This is a genomic window from Streptococcus parasanguinis (genome assembly GCF_001578955.1).
In the GTDB taxonomy this organism is placed as follows: Bacteria; Bacillota; Bacilli; order Lactobacillales; family Streptococcaceae; genus Streptococcus; species Streptococcus parasanguinis_U.
This window is the reverse complement of sequence record NZ_KQ969693.1, coordinates 17060-43785: the sequence shown is the minus strand read 5'-3', so window position 1 is coordinate 43785 and position 26726 is coordinate 17060. Positions and strand designations below refer to the sequence as shown.

Here is a 26726-nt window from a genome sequence, read left to right as displayed (position 1 = left end):
GATTTCGATCGGAAGGCTCTCAGCACAGCTACAAGCCGTATCGGTAAAGGTCATAACCACCTTGCAAGTGCCGGCTTCATCTAGATGGATCTCGTAGATCAGTCCTAGGTTATAGACATCTAACTCAACATCGGTATCAAATACAAGCTCCAATTTTTCGATTAACGACTTCTCTAGTGCCAGGGCGCGGTCATTGATTTTGATATCCTCTCTCATCGCAAGATCCTTTCAGTGTAGTATGGCTTCCATTTTCTCATAATTCGGCTGATAAGGCAAGAAGAGAACGATGATTTAAACGTGTGGGACAAAGGAAATGCGGTCCAGCCTCCATTTCTCTTCGAATTTGTGGTAAAATAGAGGCAAAAGTAAGACAAAGGATGAAGGCTATGAAATTACAAAAACCAAAAGGGACCCAGGATATCCTTCCCGGCGATTCAGCGAAATGGCAATATGTAGAAGGCTTTGCACGCAAGGTCTTTGCGCGATACAATTATGATGAAATCCGCACACCGATCTTCGAACATTATGAAGTCATCAGTCGTTCAGTAGGGGATACGACGGATATTGTTACCAAAGAAATGTATGATTTCTATGACAAGGGAGACCGTCATATCACGCTTCGTCCAGAAGGAACAGCTCCTGTTGTCCGCTCGTATGTAGAAAATAAACTCTTTGCGCCTGAGGTACAAAAACCAAGTAAGTTCTATTACATAGGCCCAATGTTCCGCTACGAACGTCCTCAAGCAGGTCGTTTGCGTCAATTCCACCAAATTGGGGTAGAATGCTTTGGATCGAGCAATCCTGCAACGGATGTCGAAACCATTGCCATGGCAGCGCAATTCTTGAAAGAACTAGGGATTGACAATGTAACCTTGCACTTGAACACCTTGGGAAGCCCTGCCAGTCGTCAGGCTTATCGCCAAGCCTTGATTGATTACCTCTTGCCAATGAAGGATCAATTGTCTAAGGACAGCCAACGTCGCTTAGAAGAAAATCCGCTTCGTGTCTTGGATTCAAAAGAAAAAGAAGACAAGGCCGCGGTTGAACAGGCTCCTTCCATCCTAGACTATCTGGATGAAGAAAGCCAAGCGCATTTTGATGCGGTTCGTCGGATGTTAGAAGACTTGGGGGTAGCCTATGTCATCGATACCAATATGGTGCGTGGCCTGGATTACTACAACCACACGATTTTTGAGTTCATTACAGAAATTGAAGGCAATGAATTGACAGTCTGTGCAGGTGGTCGCTATGATGGTTTGGTTGAATACTTCGGTGGCCCTGCGACAGCTGGTTTTGGATTTGGTATCGGTGTGGAACGGATCCTTCTCGTTCTTGAAAAGAAAGGCATAGAATTGCCGATCGAAACAGGCCTAGATGCCTATATCGCCGTCCTAGGAGATGAGGTCAATGAAGCAGCGCTTAGCTTGGTTCAAGCCCTTCGAATCCAAGGTTTCAAGGCAGAACGTGACTATCTTGGACGCAAACTCAAGGCCCAATTTAAGTCAGCAGATGTCTTTGCGGCCAAAGCCTTGATTACCTTAGGAAGTAGTGAAGTTGAGAGCGGTCAAGTTACTGTGAAAAATAACCAAACTCGTCAAGAAGTAACGGTAGCTCTTGAAAGCTTGAAGAAAGACTTCCCATCTGTTTTAGCAGAGTTGGGATTGGCTTGATCAAGTCTTACAGACACCTGTAAAACAGATTCGCATGGGAGTGGGAGCAAAGTCGTTGCGCCTGCTCTCTTTTATCTAGCTTCTGTTTACCGACCTTTGCCAAGATTTGGCGAAAAGCCGTTAAATTTTCTGACATTTATGATATAATGAGAAGACTACTAGTAAAGGAATGAATCAGTCATGACATTAGTTTATCAATCAACACGAGATGAAAAGAATACTGTAACAGCTAGTCAAGCCATCCTTCAAGGATTGGCGACAGATGGCGGTTTGTTTACTCCAGTCTCTTATCCTCAAGTAGAGCTGGATTTTGATACCCTCAAAGATGCCTCTTATCAAGAAGTGGCCAAGCTTGTTTTGTCAGCCTTTTTGGGCGACTTTACAGCAGAAGAGTTGGACTACTGTATTTCTCATGCTTATGACAGCAAGTTTGATACTCCAGCTATTGCTCCGCTTGTCAAACTCGATGGGCAATACAATTTGGAACTCTTCCATGGTTCAACCATTGCCTTTAAAGATATGGCTTTGTCGATCTTGCCTTACTTTATGACAACAGCAGCTAAAAAGCACGGTTTGGAAAATAAAATTGTCATCTTGACGGCGACTTCTGGAGATACTGGAAAAGCTGCGATGGCAGGTTTTGCTGATGTTCCAGGAACAGAGATCATTGTCTTTTATCCAAAAGATGGTGTCAGCAAGGTGCAAGAATTGCAAATGACGACTCAGACTGGAGACAATACCCATGTCATCGCGATCGATGGAAATTTTGACGATGCCCAAACCAATGTCAAACACATGTTCAATGATGTGGCGCTCCGTGAAAAATTAGCAGCCAATAAGATGCAATTCTCATCAGCCAACTCTATGAACATTGGCCGTTTGGTGCCTCAGGTTGTCTATTACGTATACGCCTATGCTCAATTGGTTAAGACAGGCCAAATCACAGCGGGAGAAAAAGTCAACTTTACCGTCCCAACAGGAAACTTTGGAAATATCTTGGCAGCTTTCTATGCCAAACAAATCGGTCTTCCAGTTGGGAAATTGATCTGTGCGTCAAATGAAAACAATGTCTTGACAGACTTCTTCAAAACACATGTCTATGATAAGAAACGTGAGTTCAAGGTGACCACCAGTCCATCGATGGATATCTTGGTCTCTTCAAACTTGGAACGCTTGATTTTCCACTTGGTTGGCAATGATGCCACAAAGACTAAAGAGTTGATGGAAAGCCTCGTTGCAACAGGTCAGTACCAGTTGTCCAACTTTGATGCAGACATCTTAGATTTGTTTGCGGCTGCATACGCAGATGAAGCAGAAACTGCTGCAGAGATCAAGCGGGTCTATGAAGCGTCTGATTACATCGAAGACCCTCATACAGCCGTAGCATCAGCCGTTTATCAAAAATACCGGACCCAAACAGGGGATACTGCTAAAACAGTCATTGCCTCTACAGCAAGTCCTTATAAATTCCCAGTGGTAGCAGTAGAAGCGGTGACAGGCGAGACAGGTCTAGGCGATTTCGAAGCCTTGGCTAAATTACACACACTCTCAGGTGTTCCTGTACCACCGGCTGTAGACGGCCTTGAAACTGCACCGGTTCGCCATCGTACAAGCGTGGCAGCCAAAGACATGCAAGCAGCCGTAGAAGACTACTTGGGACTTTAATTCTCTGTATTAGAAAGATCAAAAGAGCCGTTTGGCTCTTTTATATACTCATGAATTCATACAAAAAAATCTTAAACATCGCCCTTCCTGCCATGGGTGAAAATTTCTTACAAATGCTGATGGGCATGGTGGACTCTTATTTAGTGGCTCACCTGGGCTTGATTGCCATTTCAGGTGTTTCCGTCGCAGGAAACATCATCACCATCTATCAGGCTATCTTTTTGGCACTGGGTGCGGCAGTTGCCAGTGTCATGTCCAAAAGCTTGGGCGAAAAAGATCAAGATAATATTGCCTACCATGCGACAGAGTCACTGAAGGTGACCTTACTGTTGAGTGCTCTCTTAGGAGGGGCTTCGCTGTTATTTGGACGCCAGATGATTTCGCTGTTGGGGACTGAAGCTGCAGTAGCCGAAAGCGGGGGGATTTACCTTTCCTTGGTTGGCGGGACCATAGTTCTCTTAGGATTGATGACGACCTTGGGCTCCTTGGTTCGGGTGGCCAACAATCCACGTCTTCCTATGTATGTGAGCTTGTTGACCAATGTTTTGAATGCTCTATTCTCCTCTGTGGCCATTTTCCTTTTTGGTTGGGGCATTGTCGGAGCAGCTTTGGGGACGGTGCTGGCCCGTCTGGTGGGCGTCATCCTCTTGTGGCAAAAGGTCCAGCTACCTTTTGCACCCCTTGGTTGGGGATTGGATCGTAAGCTCTTGAACTTAGCACTTCCAGCTGCCGGAGAGCGGCTGATGATGCGGGCTGGAGATGTGGTAATCATTGCGATCGTGGTTGCTTTTGGGACCGAGGCAGTCGCAGGAAATGCCATCGGAGAGACCTTGACCCAGTTTAACTACATGCCTGTGTTTGGGGTGGCCACAGCGACGGTCATGCTCGTAGCACGGAGCCTGGGTGAAGGTGATCTTGAGCAGATTGCCCGCCTTCGAAAGCAGTCTTACTGGTTGTCCTTCGTGTTCATGTTACCCATTGCCTTGGGAATCTTTTTCGGTGGCACTCTTCTAACCCATCTCTACACACAAGATACAAAAGCAGTAGAAGCTAGTTTATCGGTTGTCCTCTTTTCTTTGTTGGGAACGCCGTTTACAGCAGGAACGGTCATCTATACAGCTGTTTGGCAAGGCTTGGGAAATGGGAAGCTTCCATTTTATGCGACGACGATTGGCATGTGGGTCATTCGAATTGGAGCCGGTTATCTGCTTGGAGTAACCCTTGGCTTTGGCCTTCCAGGGGTCTGGACGGGGACACTGCTCGACAATGGTTTCCGTTGGCTATTTTTGAGTCAGCTCTATAGACGAAAAGTAGGAGAGAAGAAAAAATGACAAAACGAGCCTTTATTTGGGATTTGGACGGAACTTTGCTGGATTCCTATGATGCTATTTTAGCAGGTCTTGAGGAGACCTATGCAACTTATCAGCTTCCCTTTGATCGAGCCAGCATTAAAGACTACATCTTGAAGCATTCGGTTCAAGATCTTTTAGTAGCTGTGGCGGAGGAGTATCATCTGGATGTGACCGACTTGAATCATCGCCGAGCAGAAAGTCTAGCGGAGAAAAATGCCCAGGTCCTTCTGATGGATGGGGCGCGTGAAGTCCTATCTTGGGGACAAGAAGCTGGAATTGAGCAGTTTGTCTATACCCATAAGGGAGAGAATGCTTTTGTCATCCTACGGGATTTGGGTTTGGAATCTTTTTTTACAGAGATTTTGACCAGTCAAAGTGGTTTTGCCCGCAAGCCTGACCCAGAAGCTGCCATGTATCTGATGGAGAAGTACGGGTTGGAGCCAGAAAAGACCTACTATATTGGGGATCGGAGCCTGGATATTGACTTTGCAAGAAATAGCCAGATTCAGAGTATCAATTTCTTGACGTCTGACTATCAAGGTAATCATCAGATGAACACCTTACTAGATATCCCAGCTATTTTAAACGCTGAAAAGAATCTGTAAAGAATTTGTTTTCATTTTGAAATAAAGTCGTAAGCTTTCTTTAAGAAATGTCCGCTATAATAGAACCATAAACAAAGACCTCCTAACTTTGTTTAGAAAAATCCTAAAACTTTTCTTTTTCATAATAATCTCCCTAAGAGTCGCCCAATCAGGCGGCTTTTTTTGTGTGAAAAAACAGTGCAAGCTCTTTTTCTTGCTAGGATAGAAGAAAAAGTTTATAATTGACTTATCAATTATTGATTTATCAAAAATAATACGGAGAAGGAATATGGCAGAAATAAATGATTTGCTCTACCAACTACGTTTGGCAGATCAATCAACTACGCAACTCTTTGAAAAGCGACTAGGGATTAGCTTAACGCGTTACCAAATATTGCAGGATTTATTAGAACAAGCGCCTTGCAATCAGATCGCTGTTCAGGAACGCTTGCAGATTGATCCAGCGGCTTTAACCCGGCATTTCAAAATATTAGAAAAGGAAGGATTTGTCCATCGGAGTCGAAATCCAAAAAACCAGCGGGAAATCTTAATTCATTTGACGGATACGGCCTATAATCGTTTGGTCAAACATCCCCCTTGCTATCATGTGGCGGTGAAAGAACAGATGAGTCGGATTTTGACTGCTCAAGAACAAGAGCAATTTTCTTACCTGCTGGACAAATTAGTATCTGGCATTGAACAAATAACAGTTGAATAAAAAGGAGAATCTACGATGTCATTACTGACGATTATTTTAGCAAGTCTTGCTGCACTGGAGCATTTGTATATTTTTTATTTGGAGAGCATCAGAACCACATCTGATACCACAAGTCGGGTTTTCAACATGGATAAAGAAGAACTCGCTCGCCCATCTGTGACCTCTTTATTTAAGAATCAAGGAATCTACAATGCCTTGATTGGTGCCTTCCTCTTGTATGGATTGTTTGTCTCTAAAAATAGTGAAGTTGTTACGATTTTTGTGCTTTTTATTATTGGAGCTGCAGCCTACGGTGCGATGACAGCCAATAAAAAGATTATCTTGACCCAAGGTGGTCCTGCAATTTTAGCTTTATTGAGTATCCTATTGTTGGGATAAAAAGGACGGGCCACTAAGGCTCTTTAAGCTGATTTTATTAAATTAGTGTAGAAAAAAGTATAAAAAAAGACTAAAAATTTTATTGACTTTCTAAGAAAAAGGGTTATAATGGTAGCAACAGAAAAGTAATGAGTCAGCTATTTTCAGGGAGCTTGTGGGAATTGTGAACAAGCAATAGCGACTGATGAAAATTGGACTGTTATGATCAATGAATTCTAACCCATGTGAATTCGGTTGGCACCCCTTACCGTGCAACTCCTTGATAGAGGAGATAGAGATGTAGGGAAAGACCAGCTATTTTTCCCTATAAAAGAGGTGGCACCGCGGACACTACGCCCTCACACAGTTTTTGTGTGAGGGCTTTTCTATGTGCCTTAGCGAGCGAAGCGAGCTTAGGCACATTGATCCCAAAGTGCAAACAGAGCGATGGGATAACCTTAATAGCCTTAGCGAGCGAAGCGAGCTTAGGCACATTGATCCCAAAGCGCAAACAGAGCGATGGGATAACCTTAATCGCCTTAGCAAGCGAAGCAGGGTGCGGTTGAATTCATTAGAATATAAGAGTTCTAGAAGAGAGGTTTCTGATATGAAAAAAGTTTTATCTGCTGATGTGTTGAGTCCAATTTTGGCTTATATGCGTTTGGATGCGCCCCATAAAATGATCTTGGAGTCGATCCCTCGTGAAAAAGAGAATGCACATTTTTCAATTGTAGACTATCGGCCGGTCAGTGAAGTCAAGTTTGAACATGGCGTCCTCTATTACAATGATCAAATTGTTGAAGAGGATCCTTTGGACCTTTTGAATCAAGGTGTTACAATAATAAGGCGTAGATAGCTATATCGATTTTGAGTTGAAGCATAATCGTAAAGTTTGTTATGCATAATGAGGCAATACACTGTCCAAATGAGACGACGTATAGAGGCAATCGCTTGTGGCTTAGTTGAAGCTATTGGTGATTGCCTTTTTCGTTTCTCGTAGAAGTAAGCGATAGGGCAAGGATTGGTAGGGCTAGCTAATGCACTTGAACAAGATTTTTCTAACATAGGGATTACCTTATTTAGTGAGTGCTCCTTGGTGAGAACGATCTCAAACTCTCACTCAGTTGAGGCAATTCCTTGTCAGAAGGGGAGCTAACACGCCTTTCTCCAAGCAAATAACAGAACGATAACAAAAAAAAACGAAAGTGCAAGAATGTTAAAAAGTGAGAAATCCCTACAATTTTTTTCAAAAAATTGCCTTTTGTTGACTAAAAAGCTACAAAAATAGAAATATAAACAAACATTTAGTGTTATAAAAACGGATTTGAAACCCCAAGAGGGGAAAAAATAAAAAAATTACATTCTCGAGAAAAAGAAATAATAAAAATATTACAAATATTAAAAATATTTATTTGATCAATTAAACAAAAGAAAAGAAATAGCGCTTTGGAAATGGAAACAGACAATTGTCAGACGATTTAATGTATGTTAAGTTTCAAAATATAAAAAACTAAAAATTTTAACAAACATAATAGTTTATTTTTGTTGAAAAAATGACAATAAGTGATAGAATGAAGAAAAGTGTAATTGTCTTGTAATCTATGTAATATATTTGACTAATTATATCAATCATTACGAAGAAAGTAAGACAAGATAGATAAAAAATGAAACTCCAAGGAGAAAGGTACCTATGAGTATACTGGAGAACATTTTTTGCGAGAATAAAAAGGAGATTTTATGAAAAGGGATAGATGGTGGCTCCCCTTCCTAGCAGTGGGAGTCATAGCTGTGTCAGCAATAGGTTTGTTGTATTACAACAGTCCTATTCGGAACAAGAGTTCAGGTATATCGGATAGTGCAAAGACAACAGCGAGTAGTAGAGAGAATACAGCTCTTGAACTAGTTGGTCAACAACTACCAGAATTTAAAATGACGGATCAGAAGGATCAAGAACTGAAAAGTTCCAACCAGTATGAGAAACCGATGCTCGTTGTAGAGTGGGCTAGTTGGTGTCCGCACTGCCAAAAGCAACTTCCAATTGTTCAGCAGATGTATGAGAAATATGGGAAGAAGATCAATTTTGTGATGCTGAATATGATGGAAAAGGGCAAGGAGACCAAAGAGTCTGCCGATCAGTATATAAAGGATAAAGGTTTTACCTTCCCTTACTATTACGATCGCGACCAATCTGCTGCAGATGCTCTGCAAGTCCAAACGATTCCTAGCATCTACTTCGTGGACAAGGATCAAGAAGTCACCCGAGTGGCTGTCGATTACTTAGACCAAGAGGAGTTTGAGGAAGCGTTAGAAACATTACTAAACAATTAACTTCTATAGAAGAGAAAAATAAAAAAAGGAGGACGGAGCTCCGAAAAGCTCCAAGGAGATTATGAAAAATTTTTGTAAAAAGATTTTCATGTTGTTTGCAATCTTGTTCATGTCTTTGCCTGCAAACTTAACAAGCGCTCTTGTAACTCACGCCCGAGCGGAAGAGAACATTGTTACCACGCAAGGAAACAAGAACACCAAGATCACACAAAACGGATGTTCGCGCAAGATTGAAAAGACAGAAGAAATTCACTGGCGACTCCCAAGAAAACCAATTGACTTGGTCATCTTGCAGGATGCGAGTGGATCGTTCAAAAACACCATCCCAAGTGTTCAGAAGGCCTTGAAGACCTTAACGACATTTGTCAGTGAAGAAGACTACGATGAGAACAATCCTCGTTTGGTCAAGACTGATGATCCGGATACATCAGACCGTGTCATGGTTGCTAGCTTCCAAGGTGTAGATGGATACAATTATTACAACAACGATACCTTTACAGGTAAACCAGATGTATATGGTGGTTGGGGTGCAAAATATGATTATCAATACAAATCTTCTGGTTTGACGACAAATCAAAATGATATCCACAGCTTCATCGACAACATCAGTGTAGGGGGGGGAACTCCAACAGTTCCTGCCATCGAAGATGCTATCGCACAGTATAACGCTAATAAAGGTAGCATGGCCAACGAGCGTAAGACAGTCTTCCTTGTGATTACCGATGGTGTTGCCAACGGGAAACGTGACGCTGATGGTAAGGTTCGAATTGACTATAGTGGCACTCGAAATCGAAAACTTCAAAAAGCATGGAGCTATGACCGACTTTCTGAAGCTTCCCAAGACATCATTGGTCGTGTAAACGAAGTAAAAGATGCTGGGAACACTCTTAAAGGAGTGGTTGGGCCAAACGGAACTGTAGTTGTAGGTTTCTGGGAAGACGTAGCACTGTTTAACAATGATAAGGATCAGTACTACGATGTCTACTTGAATGGTTTCGGTAATTACTTTAATATCGGAGACAACCGTTCTGTTCAGGAAATCTTCCATGAAGCCCTCCAAGGGATGGCTTCTCCAGATAAAGAAGTAAATGGCAAAAACGTTTCCTTCTATGTTAATGAACAAGACAATATCGACAAATTCTCAGCTCGCGTTTTGGAATCTGTTGGGGCTGCCTTGGTCAAGGAAGATATCAAGGGTGAATTTGATGTCACTCCAGGTTACAAGGTAGATGCTGTTCGAATCAATGGGAAGAAGATTGTTTCTGAAGTCAAAGATTCTACCAAGGAAATCCGTGGTAAGATTGAACAGAATGGTGACAAGGTTACCATCTCTGTTCCAGAAAGTGTCTTCAACCCTGGTAAGAACAACTTCGACTACGACTTGAGTAAAGAAGCTCATGCCGAACAAGTGGACGAAGATGATGAACAAGATCCTCCTGCGGGTTACCAACCAACTAAAGAACAAGTTCAAGTTCCTGAGTTGACTGGTAAGTTTAAGGTTGGTGACTTCGAAACTCAAACAATTGGGGGTCACAACGAAACAGTAGAAGTTCAAAAACTTGAATACTGTTACCCAAGTGCGACCAAGAAGATCGAAGACCAAGATCTTAGCAACGATACAGGTACCATTGAAGACCCACTTCAATTGACTAAAAAACCAGCTTATGCAGCTAACTTGTCTGATAAAGCTGAAGAATTTACGTATACAGTAAACTACAACTTCAACAACGTTCCTTATGAATTCAAGAAGAACGTTATGTTAACCGACCCATTGGACTACCGCTTGGAAGTGGTTCGTAGCTCAGCGACTGGTCCTGATGGTCCACTAAAAACTCGTGTCGTGAAAGGCCAAGACAGTGCTGGGAACGAACGCGACATTGTTGTGGCAGATGTGCCAAGCGACGGGACAGACTACAACTATTTGGTCTTGAAACAAGCCGAACTTAAGATTACGGTTAAATTGAAAGAAGAATTCCGCAAGGACCAAGCAAGTAAGAATTACTTAGCTCTTCTTCAAGACAGTAACGGCTTTGGTTTGGTCAACCAAGGGAATATCATGTGGAATGGTGAAGATGATTCTCCAAACCCAGACCCTCACGCTAAGACAGCAGACAAGCCAAGCACCATCCGTCGTTCAAACCCTGTTTATGTAAAACCTCCATTGTCAACTGACATCGAGAAAAAAGTAAACGAAAAAGAACATGCGGATCTTGCGACAGAAGATGAACTCTTCGAATACAAGGTGTCTGTTCCATGGCCAGGTACAGCTGACAAGTTCACTGTAACTGATACAGTCGTTCCAGAATTGGAAGTTCAAGAAAGCACCATCAAAGCAACTATTGATGGAAAAACTTACGCAGCCCTCACTAAGGCGACGACCTTAAAAGATCAAACTGTTGAAATCAGCTTGGATAAAGCTGATATGGATCGTTTGACACGTTTGGTCAACCGTCGTGGTGGCGACGAAGTTAAAAAACTTGACTTAGTCTTCCAGGCTAAGATCCGTCCAAATGCTGACTTGAGCAAGTACAAGAAGAACGGAACCATCAAGGTGCCTAATAAGGCAGATGTTGCCTTGAACGACATCAAGAAAACTTCTAATGAAGTAACGGTTACTCCGCCGAAACCAAAAGAACCAACGGTAGAGAAGAAAATCAATGAAACTTTAGAAGATTACCAAACCTTCGAAGGTCAACCATATACCTACAACATTTCAACAGCTATTCCAGCAGATGTTTCTTCCTATAAGAAATTTGTCATCAGCGATACGCTTGATAACGATTTGGAATTCGATGGAGAAGCAACTATTAAGGGAGATGCTGCGGATCTCTTCACAGTAGAAAAGAACGGTCAAACTGTTACAGCTACTGTGAAACCAGGCAAGTTTAAAGACCTTGCTAAATACTCAACGGTTGAGTTGATTATCCCTGCCAAAGTGAAGCAAGGCGTGTCAGGTAAAGTCATCGACAACAAAGCCAAAGTTGAGTACACAAACAAGAGCAATGTGGACAAAGAAGTGGAATCAACTCCAGTTCATGTTACTCCTCCACCTGTAACCAAGAAGATCAATGAAAACCTTGATCACTTGGATATCCCAACAGGAGAACAATACAAATACAACATCAAGACAAAACTTCCAACAGATATTAAAGATTACAAGAAATTTGTGATTACAGATACCTTGGAAAATGAATTGTCTGTCATCAATGAAGGTGAAACAAAACCTGTCATTAAAGGTGCAGCAGCAGCATTCTTCGACGTCGAAGTTCAAGGTCAAACAGTAACGGCCACGATGAAGAACTTTGCAACTGCTGCGGATCTTGCAGGTCAAGAAGTTGAACTTGAAATTCCTGCTAAGATCAATGATGGTGTAACTCGTGTTAAGATCCCGAATACAGCTAAAATCAGCTACACTGATAAGAACGACCACAGTGGTGAGAAAGAGACAAAACCAGTAACGGTTACTCCTCCATCAGAACCAACTGTCAAGAAGAAAATCAATGAGAAGCTGGATACAGCCGTAATCGGAGCTGAAACAGACTACACATACAACATCAAGGCTAAATTGCCAAACGATATCACTTCTTACAAATCATTTGTGATCACGGATACCTTGGATGAAAATCTCCAAGGCGGTGAAGCAACAATCGCTGGTGAAGCTAACAAATTCTTCACGGTAACAGTAACTGGTCAAACAGTAACGGCTACGATGAAGGACTTTGAAAATGCTGGCGACTACGCTGGTAAAGAAGTTGAACTCGTTATTAAGGCGAAAGTGAAGAAAGAATCAACTGCAGAAGCGATTGAAAACAAAGCTAAAATCACTTACACCAATAAGAACGACCAGCAAGGTGAGAAAGAAACAAAACCAGTAACGGTTACTCCTCCACCAATCACGAAGAAAGTAAACGATCAAGAACACGCTGACTTGAATAAATTTAGCGAAAGCTTTACTTATACAGTCGACACGAAAGTTCCTGAAGTTGCTGATAAGTTTGAAGTATCAGACCAACTGGTTAATGAATTAACCTTTGATGGAGATGCAACTATCGAAGTGGATGGCCAAAAAGCAACAGACCTTACTGTTCAAACCAACGGTCAAACACTCACTGTAACCTTTGATAAAGACCAAGTGAAGAAATATGCTGGTAAAGCTGTTCATATTACCTTCAAGGCTAAGATCAAAGACAATGTCTCATATGATGCCCTTCTAGCTGCTTATCCAAATCCAGCTGGAGATAAGCCTTTAGTGCCAAATACTGCAAGCTTCATCATTAATGACAACCCAGATTCTAAGAAAGAATCAACTCCTGTAACTGTAACTCCTCCTCCAACCACAACACCTGAGTTGAAGAAGAAAGTCAACGGTCAAGAACGTTACGAATTAGCGAAACGTGATGAAGAGTTTACCTATACTCTTGCAACAGAAATGCCTGCTAATGCATCGATCTTTGAAATTACTGACGAATTGAAAGATGTCTTGCAATTTGTAGGTAAAGATGGATCTGCAACTGTGAAGATTGATGGGAAAGACGCTGGTAAGAAAGCGACTGTGACAGTCAAAGATCAAACCATCAAGATTGCCTTTGCAGAAGCTTCTGTGAAAGCAGATGCTGGCAAGTCTATCGAAGTAACCTTCAAGGCTAAGATCAAGGATGGCGCAAACCTTGCAGCTTACATCACCCCTGCAGGTACAACTGAAATTCCGAACAAAGCTTCTTATGATATTGACAACAATCCGAAATACCATAAGGACTCTAACGAAGTTCCGGTAACACCTCCAACACCAGATGAGCCAGGCATCAAGAAAGATGTCAACGGCAAAGAAGCTGAAACATTGAAGACAGCTACTGAAGAATTTACCTACAATGTAAATACAGAAGTACCGGCAGATGCAACAGCCTTTGCGGTTAAGGATACCTTAGTAGATGTTCTTGAGTTCGCTGATGGTACAGGTCGTGCAACTGCAACTCTTGGCGAAGAAGCTCTTGCTCCTGAACAAATCAAGATTGAAGGTCAAACCATTACCTTGACCCTTACAGAAGACCAAGTCAAAGCTAACGGTGGTAAAGCTGTTAAATTGACCTTCTCTGCTAAGATTAAAGCAAATGCGGACCTTTCAGCTTACATCAAAGATGGTAAGACGGAAGTTCCAAACAAGGCAAGCTACACAGCTGGCTTCCCTAACAAACCTGAGGTGAACAAAGACTCCAACGAAGTTCCGGTAACACCTCCAACACCAAATGAGCCAGAAATCAAGAAAGATGTTAACGACAAAGAAGCTGCGACTCTTGACAAACGCGATGAAGTCTTTACTTATAATGTAACGACAGAAGTGCCTCAAGCAGCAACAGCCTTTGCAGTAACCGATACCTTGGTAGATGTTCTCGAATTTGCTGGTTCTTCAAGTGCAAGCTTGAACGGCAAAGAATTGAAGGCTGAACAAATCAAGATTGACGGCCAAACCATTACCTTGACTCTTACAGAAGACCAAGTCAAAGCCAACGCTGGTAAAGCGGTGAAATTGAGCTTCACAGCCAAGATCAAGGATGGCGCAAACCTTTCAGCTTACGTCAAAGATGGTAAGACGGAAGTTCCAAACAAGGCAAGCTACGTTGCGGACTTCCCTAATAAACCAGGCTTTAGAAAAGATTCTAATGTAGTCCCAGTTACTCCTCCAACTCCGAAAGAACCAGAGATCAAGAAGGATGTCAACGAAAAACCAGCTGAAACCCTTGTAAACCGTAACGATACCTTCACTTACAATGTCAACACAACTGTACCGACAGACGCAACAGCCTTTGAAGTAACCGATACCTTGGTAGATGTTCTAGAATTCGCTGGTGCCTCAAGTGCAAGCTTGAACGGAGAAGCAATCGCTCCAGAACAAATCAAAGTGGAAGGTCAAACCATCACCCTTTCTCTTACAGAAGCACAAGTCAAAGCTAACGGCGGTAAAGCTGTTAAATTGAGCTTCACAGCTAAGATTAAGGATGGTGCAAATCTCTCAGCTTACATCACTAAAGATGGTAAGACGGAAGTTCCAAACAAGGCAAGCTACAAGGTAGACTTCCCTAACAAACCAGGTGTAACTAAGGACTCTAACACAGTTCCAGTAACACCTCCAAACCCAGGTCAGCCTGAAATTGAAAAACAAGTCAATGGTGCAGCTGAAGCCCTTCTTGGAGACCGTGATGAAGTATTTACATATACGATCAACACAGTGATGCCAGAAGATGCAACAGCCTTCGCAGTAACCGATACTCTTGATCCTGTATTAGAGTTTGAAGGAACTGCAAACGTAACTCTTGATGGTAAAGCAACTGATGCTACTGTCACAACTGACGGACAAACTCTGACAGTTAACTTCCCAGAAGCAACAGTGAAATCAAGCGCTGGTAAGAAAGTACAAGTAACCTTCAAGGCCAAAGTCAAAGCCGACGCAGATCTTACTCCTTATCTGACAGATCGTGGCTACACAGTACCAAATACAGCATCTTACATCCTTAATAACAATCCAGGATTGAAGAAAGACTCTAACACCGTTCCGGTTGTTGTACCGAAAGTACCAGAACCAGAAATTTCTAAGAAGATCAATCGTACCTTGGATCACTTGGATGTAGACTACGATGCTGGCTACATGTACAATGTCAACACGAAATTGCCTGCAGATATCGACAAGTATAAAGAATTCACTGTAACAGATACCCTTGAACCAGTATTGGAAATCGCGGGTACACCAGTGGCTTACGTCGATGGTTACGATGCCAAAGAAGCTCTTGAAACGAAAGTGGAAGGTAACACTGTTACCGTGACAGTGAAAGACTTTGCTCGCCTCAAAGGCTTCAAAGAAATTCAATTGTACATTCCATCTAAACTCAAATCAGGTAGCGATTTGACACCTTATGCAGAACAACTTGTTCCAAATAAGGCGACTGTATCCTTCAAGGACCGCAATGGTCAATCAGGAAACAAGGAATCTAAGCCGGTGACGGTGAAACCACGTGATCCTGAAAAACCACGCGATCCAGATCCAAACAGACCACAAAAAACTGTTGGTCCAGAGGATGGTTCAGCACCAGGCTCTGTTTACCGCTTGAAGACAGCTGGCGAACTCTTCCGCTTCGACATCACTACTCCAGTTCCAACCGATCCAAAAGATGAGAACGGCAATCCAGTCAAAGACCAATACGGTCGCGACGTCAAGACGAAATTGACCAACTTGACCTTCTCAGATGAGATCGATAAAGCTCTGAAAGTGAAGAAAATTGCCCTCAAGGTTGAAGATGCTCAATTTGCTTCTATCCAAGCAGCGCTTCAAGCCAAGCTTGATCAGGCAAAACAAGAGTTGAAAGACCTTGCTGGTCAACCAACTACTGGTTCAATTGCAGAACAAGTAGCTGCAGCAGAAGCTAAAGTCGCTGACTTGACAGCGCAAGTAGCAGCTGCCAAGACTGCCGCAGCAGAAGATGCAGAATCAGCAGAAAAAGCAGCAGCTGTGACAACACTTGAAGCAAGCTTGAAAGCGGCTCAAGATGAATTGACAGCTCTGAAAGAAAACGCTGATAAGTCAGGTGGACTTCCAACATCAGCTGATCAAAAACAAGCTCAAGAGAAACTTGAACAAGAAATCAAGAGCCTAGAAGAAGCGAAAGCGAAACTTGATAAGGCAGTTGAAAATCTAAGCAAAGTTTCTAATGAACGTGGTGAAATTACTGGTGATGCCTTGAGCGCCTTTGCAACTGTCACCTATGATGAAGCAACAAATCTAGTAACTGTTGAAATCACAGATGAAACTATTCTAGATGCCCTCAAAGGAAGCACCCTCCGTCTTGTCTTGTACACAAGCTTCAAAGATGGCGTCGATGTTAGCAAGTACGTCGACAATGGTGTGCCAAACGTTGCAAAAGTAAGCTTCAACCATAAACCAAAAGAAACTTACGAAGTGAAGGTATTCCCACCAGCACCAAATACACCACCACCTGGTCCATACACACCTCCAACGCCAGTGATTCCACCGGCACCGAATGGTGACTTGCCACCAGCTCCAATCCCAGATAAACCAAAACCTAAGAAACCAACACCGAAGGTCCCAGAACAACCACAACCAATCTTACCGAAGACAGCAGCAGTTGATTCTCCAGTATTGAATCTTGTGGGTGGCCTCATGTTGGGAATGGCTAGCCTTCTTATCTGGAAACGCAAGAAGGAGCAATAACACATATTGCTAGAAGAGGGTAAAATATTTTACTCCTCTTCTTGCGGTATTGTTAGTATAATTTTAAAGGAAATTATCATGAGTAGAAAAAAGTTAATTAAATTAGGGATTTCAGTTCTTGCCTTAAATGCTTTGGGAGTAGCAGCGCATTATACAGTCCCAAACTTTATCCCAACCGTTTTGGCTGAAACACCAGGAGAAGACGAAGAAATTCCAGATGCAGAAGAACGGAAATTGGTTGTTAATTTCACTAATAAATTGAATGAATTTGAAGGAGACATTCAAGCCTATGAGGACGATCCTTCTGATGAGGATATGAAGGCTTTGCTAGAGGATAGCATCAATGAGCTGGCTACTGGACTTGCCGTCGTTAAAAACGGTGTCAAAAGTCCTGAAGGTCAAGCTTCTGCAGCTAAATTAGAAGCTCGTTACAACGCCTTGGTTGCTCGAGCAAACGCTGCCTTAGGTAAGACTACCCCAACTCCTCCAACCCCAACTGAAACGACGAAAGAAGTGACAGAGACGGAAGAAATTCCGTTCACCAGCCGTGAGGAAAAGAATGCAGATCTTCCAGAAGGCACACGCAACATCAAGACTCCTGGTCAAAAAGGTGAAAAGACCATTGTCTATACCGTTACTTATGTCGACGGTAAAGAAACGAAACGCGAGAAGAAGAGCGAAAATGTCACCAAACAACCAGTTGAAGAAGTGGTTGAAGTGGGCACCAAGAAGGTTGCTGTTGTGACCACTCAGGAAATCACAGTTACTGAACCAATCCCTTATGGAGAACAGACCGTAACCAATCCTGACTTGCCAGAAGGTACACGTAACGTGAAGACTCCAGGGGAAAATGGTGAGAAGACTGTTGTCTACACGATTACCTTGACCGATGGTGTCGAAACCAAACGCGAGAAGAAGAGCGAAACGGTCACTAAACAACCGGTTGATAAGGTCATCGAAGTTGGCACCAAGAAAGCCGCGGTGATCACAACTAAGGAAGTGACAGAAAAGGAAGAAATTCCATTCACAAAACGTGAAGAAGAGAACCCTGCTCTCCCAGAAGGTACACGCAATGTGAAAACTCCAGGTGAAAAAGGTGAACGTACCATCGTTTATACCGTGACCTACACAGACGGAGTTGAAACAAGTCGTGTCGTGAAGAGTGAAAGTGTCACCAAACAACCAGTTGAAGAAGTGGTTGAAGTGGGCACTAAGAAAGCTCCAGTCGTAACCACTTCTGAAGTCACAGAGAAGGAAGAAATTCCATTCATCAGCCGTACAGTTGAAAATGCTGAGCTAACAGAAGGCACACGCAATGTGAAAACTCCAGGTGAAAAGGGAGAAAAGGCGATTGTCTATACTGTGACCTACACAGACGGAGTTGAAACAAGTCGTGTCGTGAAGAGCGAAAGTGTCACCAAACAACCAGTTGAAGAAGTGATCGAAGTCGGCACTAAGAAAGCACATGTACCAGTTGTTACAACCAAGAAAGTGGAACAAACTCTTGAATTACCATATAAGGTCATCCGTAAAGAATCCCCAGCACTTGCTAAGGGTGAAGAACGTCGCGTGACAATTGGTAAGAAGGGTCAAGCTCTGATCGTTGAAGAGATCACCTATACAGATGGTGTTGAAACTGGACGTAAAGAACTAGAGCGTAAGGTGCTTGTTGAGCCAATTGATGAGTTTATCTACTACGGTGTAGCAGAAAACCCAGTCAAGCCAGTAAATCCGGTGAACCCAGTTAACCCAGTGAATCCGGTAAATCCAGTCAAACCGGTTAACCCAGGTAAACAGGAAGACCCTGCTAAACCAGCTGACAAGGTAGTAGCATTGGATCGTCCATCCACTAGTCCAGTGGTTGAAAACAAGCAAGCTCTACCAAATACAGGTGAACAAGGTACAGGCATCTTAGCCCTCCTTGGTGCAACTGTCTTGAGCATGTTCGGATTCCTTAGCCGCAAGAAGAAAGGCTGAGAAAGAGAAACCATGACTATAGAAAGGTGAACCCGAAAATAGTCCTCCCTTCTTCTACCATTTGTCAAGTCTATCAAGACTTTAAGTATAAAATGAGATAAGACAGTAGCTATTCTAATGTTGCTGTCTTATTTTTATTACTTATTGAGCCATAAAAGAGCATGCTAAAAGAGCTTCATTGAAACAAGGTGTTATTATAATACGAACTCAGAGGATGACCAGTTGCTTCTCAGCTTCCAGAAGATTTTGTATAGCCATATTACTCAAAAAGGTCTGAAGGTGCCGAGAATAGTTGAAGATAAATGAACAGTTTTTGGAGTTGCCCGACAGACGATGGGGGTCAATGGCGTCATTGTGAATGGTGTAACCATTAATCTTCTTACTGTTGACTAAAATTACCACCTTAAAACTTGCCTTACTCATACCAATCCCAAATAATGCTCGTAGAACATTACCTCTTTTGTCTTGAATAATAGTAATTTTGTTTTCAATACCCAATGTCTAGTGGTCCACATACTTTGGTAAAATTCTACCTAAAACAGAGATCTTGCCAGCTTGTCAAGCAACGTCTAGCACCATTGAGACCTACGACTTTACAAGACACTGCTACTTTGATATAAAGAAAAAATGGGGAGCACTCTATCCAATCGTAGATTTCCTCACTACTAATCTTAGGATGTTGTCTACTATTTTAAACATTCCCCTCGTTTGTCTTTACAAACGAGGCTTTCTCGTTACAATAGAGGTAGTAACAAGAAAAGAGGAGAAGAGAATGATAAGCCTTGAAGAGATTGATCAAGTTGTCCAGTCAGGTCCTTTTGAACCTACCTGGGACTCTCTTAGCCATCAAGTCTGTCCGGATTGGTATCGGGATGCCAAATTTGGAATGTTTATCCACTGGGGCGTCTACAGTGTACCTGCCTTTGGTTCAGAATGGTATTCGCGAAATATGTATATCCAAGGGAATCCTTGTTGTGACTATCATCGAGAGCATTTTGGAGACCAGGCCGGCTTTGGCTACAAGGATCTCATTCCTCTTTTTACAGCCGATCGCTTTGATCCGGCATCTTGGCTAGATCTCTTTCAAAAAGCGGGAGCCCAGTATCTTTTTCCAGTTGCGGAGCACCACGATGGTTTTCAGATGTATGCCTCTACTCTCTCGCCTTATAATAGCTTAGAAATGGGGCCGAGACGAGATGTCTTAGGAGAGCTGAGGAAGGAAGCAGAAAAACGTGGCCTGCACTTCTGTACGTCCTCTCACCGGGCAGAACACCAGTTTTTCTTTTCACATGGCAAGGAATTCACTAGTGACATTCCGCAAGAAGTCCCAAGAGACAGTCTTTATTGGCCAGCGGAGCCAGAGCCCAAGGATCATTTTGATCTGACTTCCAAGCCTTATCCAAGCAAAGAATTCTTGGAAGATTGGCTTTTGCGAACCTGTGAACTGGTGCGGGACTACCAACCAGAGCTCCTATATTTTGACTGGTGGATCCAGCATGAGAGTTTCCGTCCCTACTTGATGCGCTTTTTGGCTTATTATTACAATCTAGCAGCACAAGAGGATCGCAAGGTGGCTGTTTGTTACAAACAGGATGCCCTCCCTTTCGGTTCAGGAATCGTTGAGATGGAGCGGGGAGGATACGGAGAGACGCAAGCCTTTCCGTGGCAAATGGATACCGCGATTGCCCGTAATTCTTGGTGCTATACCCAGGATCTAGCCTACAAGACCAGTAAGGAATTGCTACAAAATTTAGTTGATGTTGTGGCAAAAAATGGCAATCTTCTGCTCAATATTGGACCCAAGGCAGATGGCACGATCCCTGAGCAAGACCAAGACATCCTCACAGAGATCGGGGACTGGCTGGCGGTAAATGGAGAAGCCATTTATCAGAGTCGGCCTTGGCGTGTGTCATCAGACGGACCGACCGAGGCCCAGGAAGGTTCCTTCTCAGATGGGCAAGCGCCACTCTATACCAGCCAAGATTTCCGCTATACCATGCGTGATGGTTTTCTTTATGCTATCCAGCTGGAACCAAGTGGAAGGATAGAAGAGTTGGCCTTACCGTCTCTCGCCTATGATCTCAAGCAACCGAGAATTCTTCATGCGCGCATTCAAAAGCTAGAGCTCCTTGGAGAAAGTCAGCCCCTTTCTTGGAGCCAAGATGAGACAGGGCTCCATCTTCAGTTACCAGCTTGCAGCAAAAAACAACCGCGTGTTTTGCGCCTCAGCTTTTAGTTTTCTTGAAGCTTTCTATAAGGAATCGTTTAGGTTTCTCTTGTATACTGTACTCATCCAATAAGAAATGAGGTACAGAAAATGAAAATCTCAGTTAATTATCCAAAACGCTTTAAGAAATTGCCACAACAAGGTTCTTGTTACGGTGAATAAACACTTCTCTTCATTTTTCATAAGAAACTCCTAAAGAAGGCTCTACCCGAAAGGGTAGAGTTTTTATGTACCAGAGACCTTGTGATTCGTGGTATAATAGGCCTATGGAAAAAAAGAATAAATTACTACTCATCGACGGGTCTTCCGTCGCTTTTCGTGCCTTTTTCGCACTCTATCATCAAATTGATCGCTTCAAAAATGCCAATGGTCTGCATACCAATGCGGTCTATGGCTTTAATCTCATGTTGAGTCATCTCTTGGAGCGCATCCAACCAACCCATGTCCTCGTCGCTTTTGATGCAGGAAAGACGACCTTTCGGACGGAGATGTATGCTGACTACAAAGGGGGTCGTGCAAAAACTCCAGATGAGTTCCGCGAGCAGTTTCCTTTCATTCGTGAGCAACTGGATCATTTGGGAATCCGCCATTATGAGCTAGCTCAGTATGAAGCGGATGATATTATTGGAACGCTGGGTAAGATGGCAGAAACTACCTCGGTGCCATTTGAAGTCACCATTGTCTCTGGGGACAAGGATTTGATCCAGCTGACGGATGACAATACGGTGGTTGAAATCTCCAAAAAAGGGGTGGCAGAGTTTGAAGAATTCACTCCAGCCTATCTCAAAGAAAAAATGGGTCTGACACCAGAGCAATTTATCGACCTCAAGGCCTTGATGGGAGATAAGTCGGATAATATCCCAGGTGTTACTAAGATCGGAGAAAAGACAGGGATCAAACTACTCCTAGAGTATGGCTCTCTCGATGGTATTTACGAGCATATCGATGAGATGAAAGCTTCTAAGATGAAGGAAAACCTCATCAACGACAAGGAGCAGGCCTATCTGTCCAAGACTCTCGCGACCATCGATACCAATGCGCCCATTGAGATTGGCCTGGATGATATCACCTATACGGGCCCCCATCTAGAAAATCTCGCCAAGTTTTATGAGGAGATGGGCTTCAAGCAACTCCGTCAGGCCTTGGATCTCAGTGGAGAAGAGGCGGCTCCTGTAGCCATTGACTATACAGAAGTTGAGCAAGTCACTTCAGATATGCTCACGGAAGATACTTTCTTCCATTTTGAGATTTTTGGGGACAATTACCATACGGAACCCATCATCGGTTTCGCATGGGGGACCAAAGGTCAGCTCTACGCGAGTACAGATACTGGTCTTTTACAAACACCGATTTTCAAAGAATTTCTCGAAAAAACGCCCTTCAAGGTCTATGACTTCAAGCGGGCCAAGGTTTTGCTCAGCCACTTGGGCATTTCCCTTCAAAATCCAGCTTTTGACAGTCGATTGGCCAAGTATCTCTTGTCGACCGTAGAGGACAATGAAATTTCAACCATTGCGAGTCTCTATAGTCAGATTGCGCTGCCGCTGGACGAAGTCGTTTATGGCAAGGGAGCCAAAAAAGCTATCCCAGAAAAGACGGTCCTATTAGAGCATTTGGCACGGAAAGTCGCTGTTCTACTGGATACCGAAGAGCCCATGATGGAGCAGTTGCAAGCCCATGACCAACTAGATTTGCTCTATGATATGGAGCAACCACTAGCAGCTGTTTTGGCCAAGATGGAAATCGCGGGGATCAAGGTAGAGCGCCAGACCCTCCAAGATATGCAGGTGGAAAACGAAGTGGTCTTGGAGCGTTTGACTCAAGAAATCTACGAGCTTGCTGGAGAGGAATTTAACATAAATTCTCCAAAACAATTGGGGGTCATCCTCTTTGAAAAATTGGAACTCCCTCTTGAATATACCAAGAAGACCAAAACCGGCTATTCAACAGCCGTTGATGTCTTGGAACGCCTGGCTCCAATTGCACCGATTGTGTCTAAGATTCTTGAATACCGCCAAATTGCCAAGATTCAGTCGACCTATGTTATTGGTCTTCAAGACTGGATTTTGGAAGATGGGAAAATCCATACCCGCTATGTGCAAGATTTAACGCAGACAGGCCGCTTGTCCAGTGTGGATCCCAACCTGCAAAACATTCCTGTCCGTTTGGAACAAGGTCGTCTCATTCGTAAAGCCTTTGTCCCAGAAGAGGAAAACAGTGTCTTGCTCAGTTCGGACTATTCACAGATCGAATTGCGCGTCTTGGCCCATATTTCGGGAGATGAGCATTTGATTGACGCCTTTCAGCATGGGGCAGATATCCATACATCGACCGCTATGCGCGTCTTCAATATTGAAAAACCAGAAGATGTGACGCCGAACGACCGTCGCAATGCAAAAGCAGTAAACTTCGGTGTGGTTTATGGAATTTCCGACTTTGGCCTGTCTAACAACCTAGGGATCAGTCGAAAAGAAGCCAAGGCCTACATTGAGACCTATTTCGAACGCTACCCTGGCATCAAGGACTATATGGAGAGAGTGGTACGGGAAGCGCGTGACAAAGGCTATGTGGAGACTCTCTTCAAGCGTCGTCGGGAGATTCCAGATATCAATTCTCGCAACTTCAATGTTCGAGGCTTTGCGGAGCGGACGGCTATCAACTCACCCATCCAAGGATCGGCAGCAGACATCTTGAAAATTGCTATGATCCACTTAGACCAAGCGCTAGAAAGAGGAGTATACAAGACCAAGATGCTTCTTCAGGTGCATGATGAAATCGTTCTGCAAGTACCAAGTGATGAACTGGTAGCGATCAAAGAACTCGTCAAAGAGACCATGGAATCCGCTATCGAACTTGCAGTACCACTGGAAGCCGATGAAAACGAAGGCAAGACATGGTATGAAGCCAAATAAAATGGAAGTCGTACAAGCACGTCCAGTATCATATAAATTCTTAAGACAAGAAACACAAAAAGGAGATTCTTATGGCTTATTCATTTCGCAATCCTAGTGATGGCATTATCAAACATTACCTAGAAACCAGCAAGATCATTGCTGTAGTGGGATTATCTGATCGTGAAGATACGACCAGTCATCGTGTCAGTAAGGAGATGCAAGAGCGAGGCTATCGGATTATTCCTGTCAACCCCCGCGCAGCTGGTGGCCAGATCCTTGGAGAAACGGTGTACGCTAGCTTACAGGAGATCCCATTCCCAGTAGATATCGTCGATGTATACCGTCGCAGTGAGTTTTTACCAGATGTGGCACGTGATTTTATTGAGACGGATGCGAAAATTTTCTGGGCACAATTGGAGTTGGAAAATCAAGAAGCAGAAGAAATCCTTCGTGGAGCTGGACGGGAAGATATCGTCATGAACCGCTGTATCAAACGGGAACATACCAGACTGATCTTAGGAGACTCCCTATACGGTTTATAAATGATAAACAATTGACATAGAAGAAAACCCCAGCAAGCTGGGGTTTTCTTCTTACTCTTATTCAGTTTCATGGCTTGGATGGCCTGTAAAATGGCGAGGCCCTTGTTTAATCTGCTTGATTTGATCATAAAAGGCAATTTGGCAGTTGATAAAGTAAGGCATGGTATAAAAGCCGATGACATCGCGCGTGAAGTAATTCAAGAAGTACCAACCAACCAAGGTTAGATCGAGCACCAAGCGATTGCTGCGGAACCCTTTCATGGTTTCACGACTTTGGCGAAGGACTCCAAAGGCTCCCTTGTAGTCGCCGTCTCGTAATTGCTCATAGAGGATCAATTCGACCAGGCTAAGACTGTAGTATTGTGGCAGGTAAAAGAGGAGGCCAATCAGGCCAAGTATGACACCAGCAGTCATCAGAGGCATTTGTTGCATGAGAGATTGGAATTCAGGACTGGAAGCACTCAGAGTGCTAGGGTTGCCCACCTTATCGTAGATCGCCAAAAATCGAATGCTAGCGTAGGTGCTGATGAGACTCCCCACATAGAGGATGAGTCCCCATAAAAAGAGGACGGCTTGCTTCAAGATCAAGGTGGCAAATACAGAGGTAAAGCGATCTTGTTTAAAGATATCTAACACACGTGTTCGGTGTTCGATCTTGGGATTAATCGTATCTAAATAGCTAAAAGTCGCACCGACCACTAAAATGGAGATGACAAAGGAGACGACAGAAGGAAAGAGTTGCCGCTGGATCATGTAGATACTTGCTTGCTGCAAGGTCATATCCGGTAGTAGATCGACCAGATCTTGCCCACTTAAGAGGAAGTTAGCAAGAATGGTCAACAGGACCGGAAGAGCAAAAAGGATAGCTAAGCCCGGTTGCTGGACTTGCATGGTACGTGCCCGGAGGCGAATCAGTTTAAGGTTCATAGATGACACTCTCTTCATAGTAGTACTTTTTATTATAACATAAGTCCGTGACAGAGCCGGTAAAATTTGGTACAATCGTACAGGTGCTCACAGGAAAACTGTGACAGGAATAAGAAGGCTGGGACTGTTTTTCCCAGTACGGAGGTAACCATGACAGATTCACCGATTCAATATCGATTAATCAAAAAAGAAAAGCATACAGGTGCTCGTCTGGGAGAAATTATCACCCCTCACGGGACCTTCCCAACCCCAATGTTTATGCCTGTAGGGACTCAGGCAACCGTTAAGACCCAATCGCCAGAAGAGCTCAAGGAAATGGGCTCCGGAATTATTTTGGCCAACACCTACCATCTCTGGCTTCGTCCCGGGGATGATCTAGTTGCAAAAGCAGGAGGATTGCACCAGTTCATGAACTGGGACCAGCCCATTTTGACAGATAGTGGAGGCTTTCAGGTCTATTCATTAGCGGATACCCGCAATATTACTGAAGAAGGGGTAACCTTTAAAAACCACCTCAACGGCTCGAAGATGTTCCTCTCTCCAGAAAAGGCCATCTCCATCCAAAACAATCTAGGGAGCGACATCATGATGTCCTTTGATGAATGCCCTCAGTTCTATCAGCCCTATGATTATGTGAAAAAATCAATCGAACGGACCAGTCGTTGGGCAGAACGTGGCCTAAAGGCTCACCGTCGCCCTCATGATCAAGGTCTTTTCGGGATTGTCCAAGGGGCTGGATTTGAAGACTTACGCCGTCAGTCTGCTCAAGATTTGGTCGGCATGGACTTTCCAGGTTATTCTATCGGTGGCTTAGCTGTTGGGGAAAGCCATGAAGAGATGAATGCGGTACTAGATTTCACAACTCCGCTCTTACCAGAGAACAAGCCACGCTATCTCATGGGAGTAGGAGCTCCAGACAGTCTGATTGATGGCGTTATTCGTGGAGTGGACATGTTTGACTGTGTCTTGCCGACGCGGATTGCGCGAAATGGTACCTGTATGACCAGCCAAGGACGCCTAGTGGTGAAAAATGCGCAATTTGCAGAAGACTTTACACCGCTAGATCCCGAATGTGATTGCTACACTTGTAAGAATTACACCCGTGCTTATCTTCGCCACCTCCTCAAGGCAGATGAGACCTTCGGCATTCGCTTGACAAGCTACCACAACCTCTATTTCTTGATCAACCTCATGAAGCAGGTCCGTCAAGCCATCATGGATGACAATCTCTTAGAATTCCGTGAGCATTTCGTCGAAAAATATGGCT

15 protein-coding genes and 2 pseudogenes are annotated in these 26726 nt (G+C 43.6%); 14 read left to right on the top strand and 3 right to left on the bottom strand.

The features are described 5' to 3' along the window. Positions 1-216, bottom strand: a 216-nt coding sequence (locus SPADD19_RS09845) for a metal-sulfur cluster assembly factor (RefSeq protein ID WP_423170614.1), incomplete at its 3' end; no start/stop codon positions are given. A gap of 170 nt (positions 217-386) precedes the next feature. Here SPADD19_RS09845 and hisS point away from each other — a divergent pair. The 7 genes and pseudogenes from hisS to SPADD19_RS09810 all read left to right on the top strand — a co-directional run. After that, on the top strand, positions 387-1670 hold the full coding sequence (gene hisS, locus SPADD19_RS09840) for a histidine--tRNA ligase (RefSeq protein ID WP_003010893.1): 1284 nt from the start codon (positions 387-389) through the stop codon (positions 1668-1670). Positions 1671-1850: 180 nt separating this feature from the next. Beyond that, positions 1851-3335, top strand: a complete 1485-nt coding sequence (gene thrC / locus SPADD19_RS09835) for a threonine synthase (RefSeq protein WP_003010885.1) — start codon at positions 1851-1853, stop codon at positions 3333-3335. A 50-nt stretch (positions 3336-3385) separates the two neighbouring features. Next, a complete protein-coding gene (locus tag SPADD19_RS09830; protein WP_061455893.1) occupies positions 3386-4666 on the top strand; it encodes an MATE family efflux transporter in 1281 nt (426 codons plus the stop codon). Continuing rightward, the gene (locus SPADD19_RS09825) at positions 4663-5292 is read left to right on the top strand and encodes an HAD-IA family hydrolase (RefSeq protein ID WP_061455892.1); all 630 of its coding nucleotides are present in this window, start codon (positions 4663-4665) and stop codon (positions 5290-5292) included. Before SPADD19_RS09830 ends, SPADD19_RS09825 begins: the two co-directional genes overlap by 4 nt. A 268-nt stretch (positions 5293-5560) precedes the next feature. Then, a complete protein-coding gene (locus SPADD19_RS09820) occupies positions 5561-5989 on the top strand; it encodes a MarR family winged helix-turn-helix transcriptional regulator (RefSeq protein WP_021154236.1) in 429 nt (142 codons plus the stop codon). A gap of 15 nt (positions 5990-6004) precedes the next feature. After that, positions 6005-6367 carry a DUF1304 domain-containing protein gene (locus tag SPADD19_RS09815; protein WP_021154237.1) on the top strand — a complete coding sequence of 121 codons (363 nt, stop codon included), beginning with the start codon at positions 6005-6007 and terminating at the stop codon, positions 6365-6367. Positions 6368-6953: 586 nt separating this feature from the next. After that, positions 6954-7175, top strand: a pseudogene (locus tag SPADD19_RS09810) (anthranilate synthase component I); the annotation flags it as partial. Here the strand turns inward: SPADD19_RS09810 and SPADD19_RS11830 are convergent. Then, a pseudogene (locus SPADD19_RS11830) lies at positions 7172-7421 on the bottom strand (hypothetical protein); the annotation flags it as partial. The pseudogenes SPADD19_RS09810 and SPADD19_RS11830 sit on opposite strands and share 4 nt — an antisense overlap. A gap of 662 nt (positions 7422-8083) precedes the next feature. On the opposite strand from SPADD19_RS11830, the gene SPADD19_RS09805 reads away from it, so the two are divergent. From SPADD19_RS09805 to SPADD19_RS09775, 6 genes are all read left to right on the top strand, one after another. Beyond that, positions 8084-8674 (top strand): TlpA family protein disulfide reductase, encoded by a 591-nt coding sequence (locus tag SPADD19_RS09805; protein ID WP_061455890.1) that lies wholly within the window; start codon positions 8084-8086, stop codon positions 8672-8674. A 61-nt stretch (positions 8675-8735) separates the two neighbouring features. Next, on the top strand, positions 8736-16892 hold the full coding sequence (locus SPADD19_RS09800; protein ID WP_061455889.1) for an isopeptide-forming domain-containing fimbrial protein: 8157 nt from the start codon (positions 8736-8738) through the stop codon (positions 16890-16892). A gap of 78 nt (positions 16893-16970) precedes the next feature. Beyond that, a complete protein-coding gene (locus SPADD19_RS09795; RefSeq protein WP_061455888.1) occupies positions 16971-18869 on the top strand; it encodes a G5 domain-containing protein in 1899 nt (632 codons plus the stop codon). A gap of 772 nt (positions 18870-19641) precedes the next feature. Beyond that, positions 19642-21105: an alpha-L-fucosidase gene (locus SPADD19_RS09785; RefSeq protein ID WP_061455886.1), complete on the top strand. Its 1464-nt coding sequence runs from the start codon at positions 19642-19644 to the stop codon at positions 21103-21105. Between the two features lie 257 nt (positions 21106-21362). Next, positions 21363-24008 carry a DNA polymerase I gene (gene polA / locus SPADD19_RS09780; RefSeq protein ID WP_061455885.1) on the top strand — a complete coding sequence of 882 codons (2646 nt, stop codon included), beginning with the start codon at positions 21363-21365 and terminating at the stop codon, positions 24006-24008. A gap of 71 nt (positions 24009-24079) precedes the next feature. After that, positions 24080-24532: a CoA-binding protein gene (locus tag SPADD19_RS09775; RefSeq protein ID WP_021154247.1), complete on the top strand. Its 453-nt coding sequence runs from the start codon at positions 24080-24082 to the stop codon at positions 24530-24532. 57 nt (positions 24533-24589) lie between these two features. On the opposite strand, the gene SPADD19_RS09770 is transcribed toward SPADD19_RS09775, so the two are convergent. Then, entirely contained in the window at positions 24590-25459 is an 870-nt protein-coding gene (locus SPADD19_RS09770) for a DUF975 family protein (RefSeq protein WP_023920182.1), read from the bottom strand. Between the two features lie 150 nt (positions 25460-25609). On the opposite strand from SPADD19_RS09770, the gene tgt reads away from it, so the two are divergent. Then, positions 25610-26726, top strand: a 1117-nt coding sequence (tgt, locus tag SPADD19_RS09765) for a tRNA guanosine(34) transglycosylase Tgt (RefSeq protein ID WP_061455931.1), incomplete at its 3' end; no start/stop codon positions are given.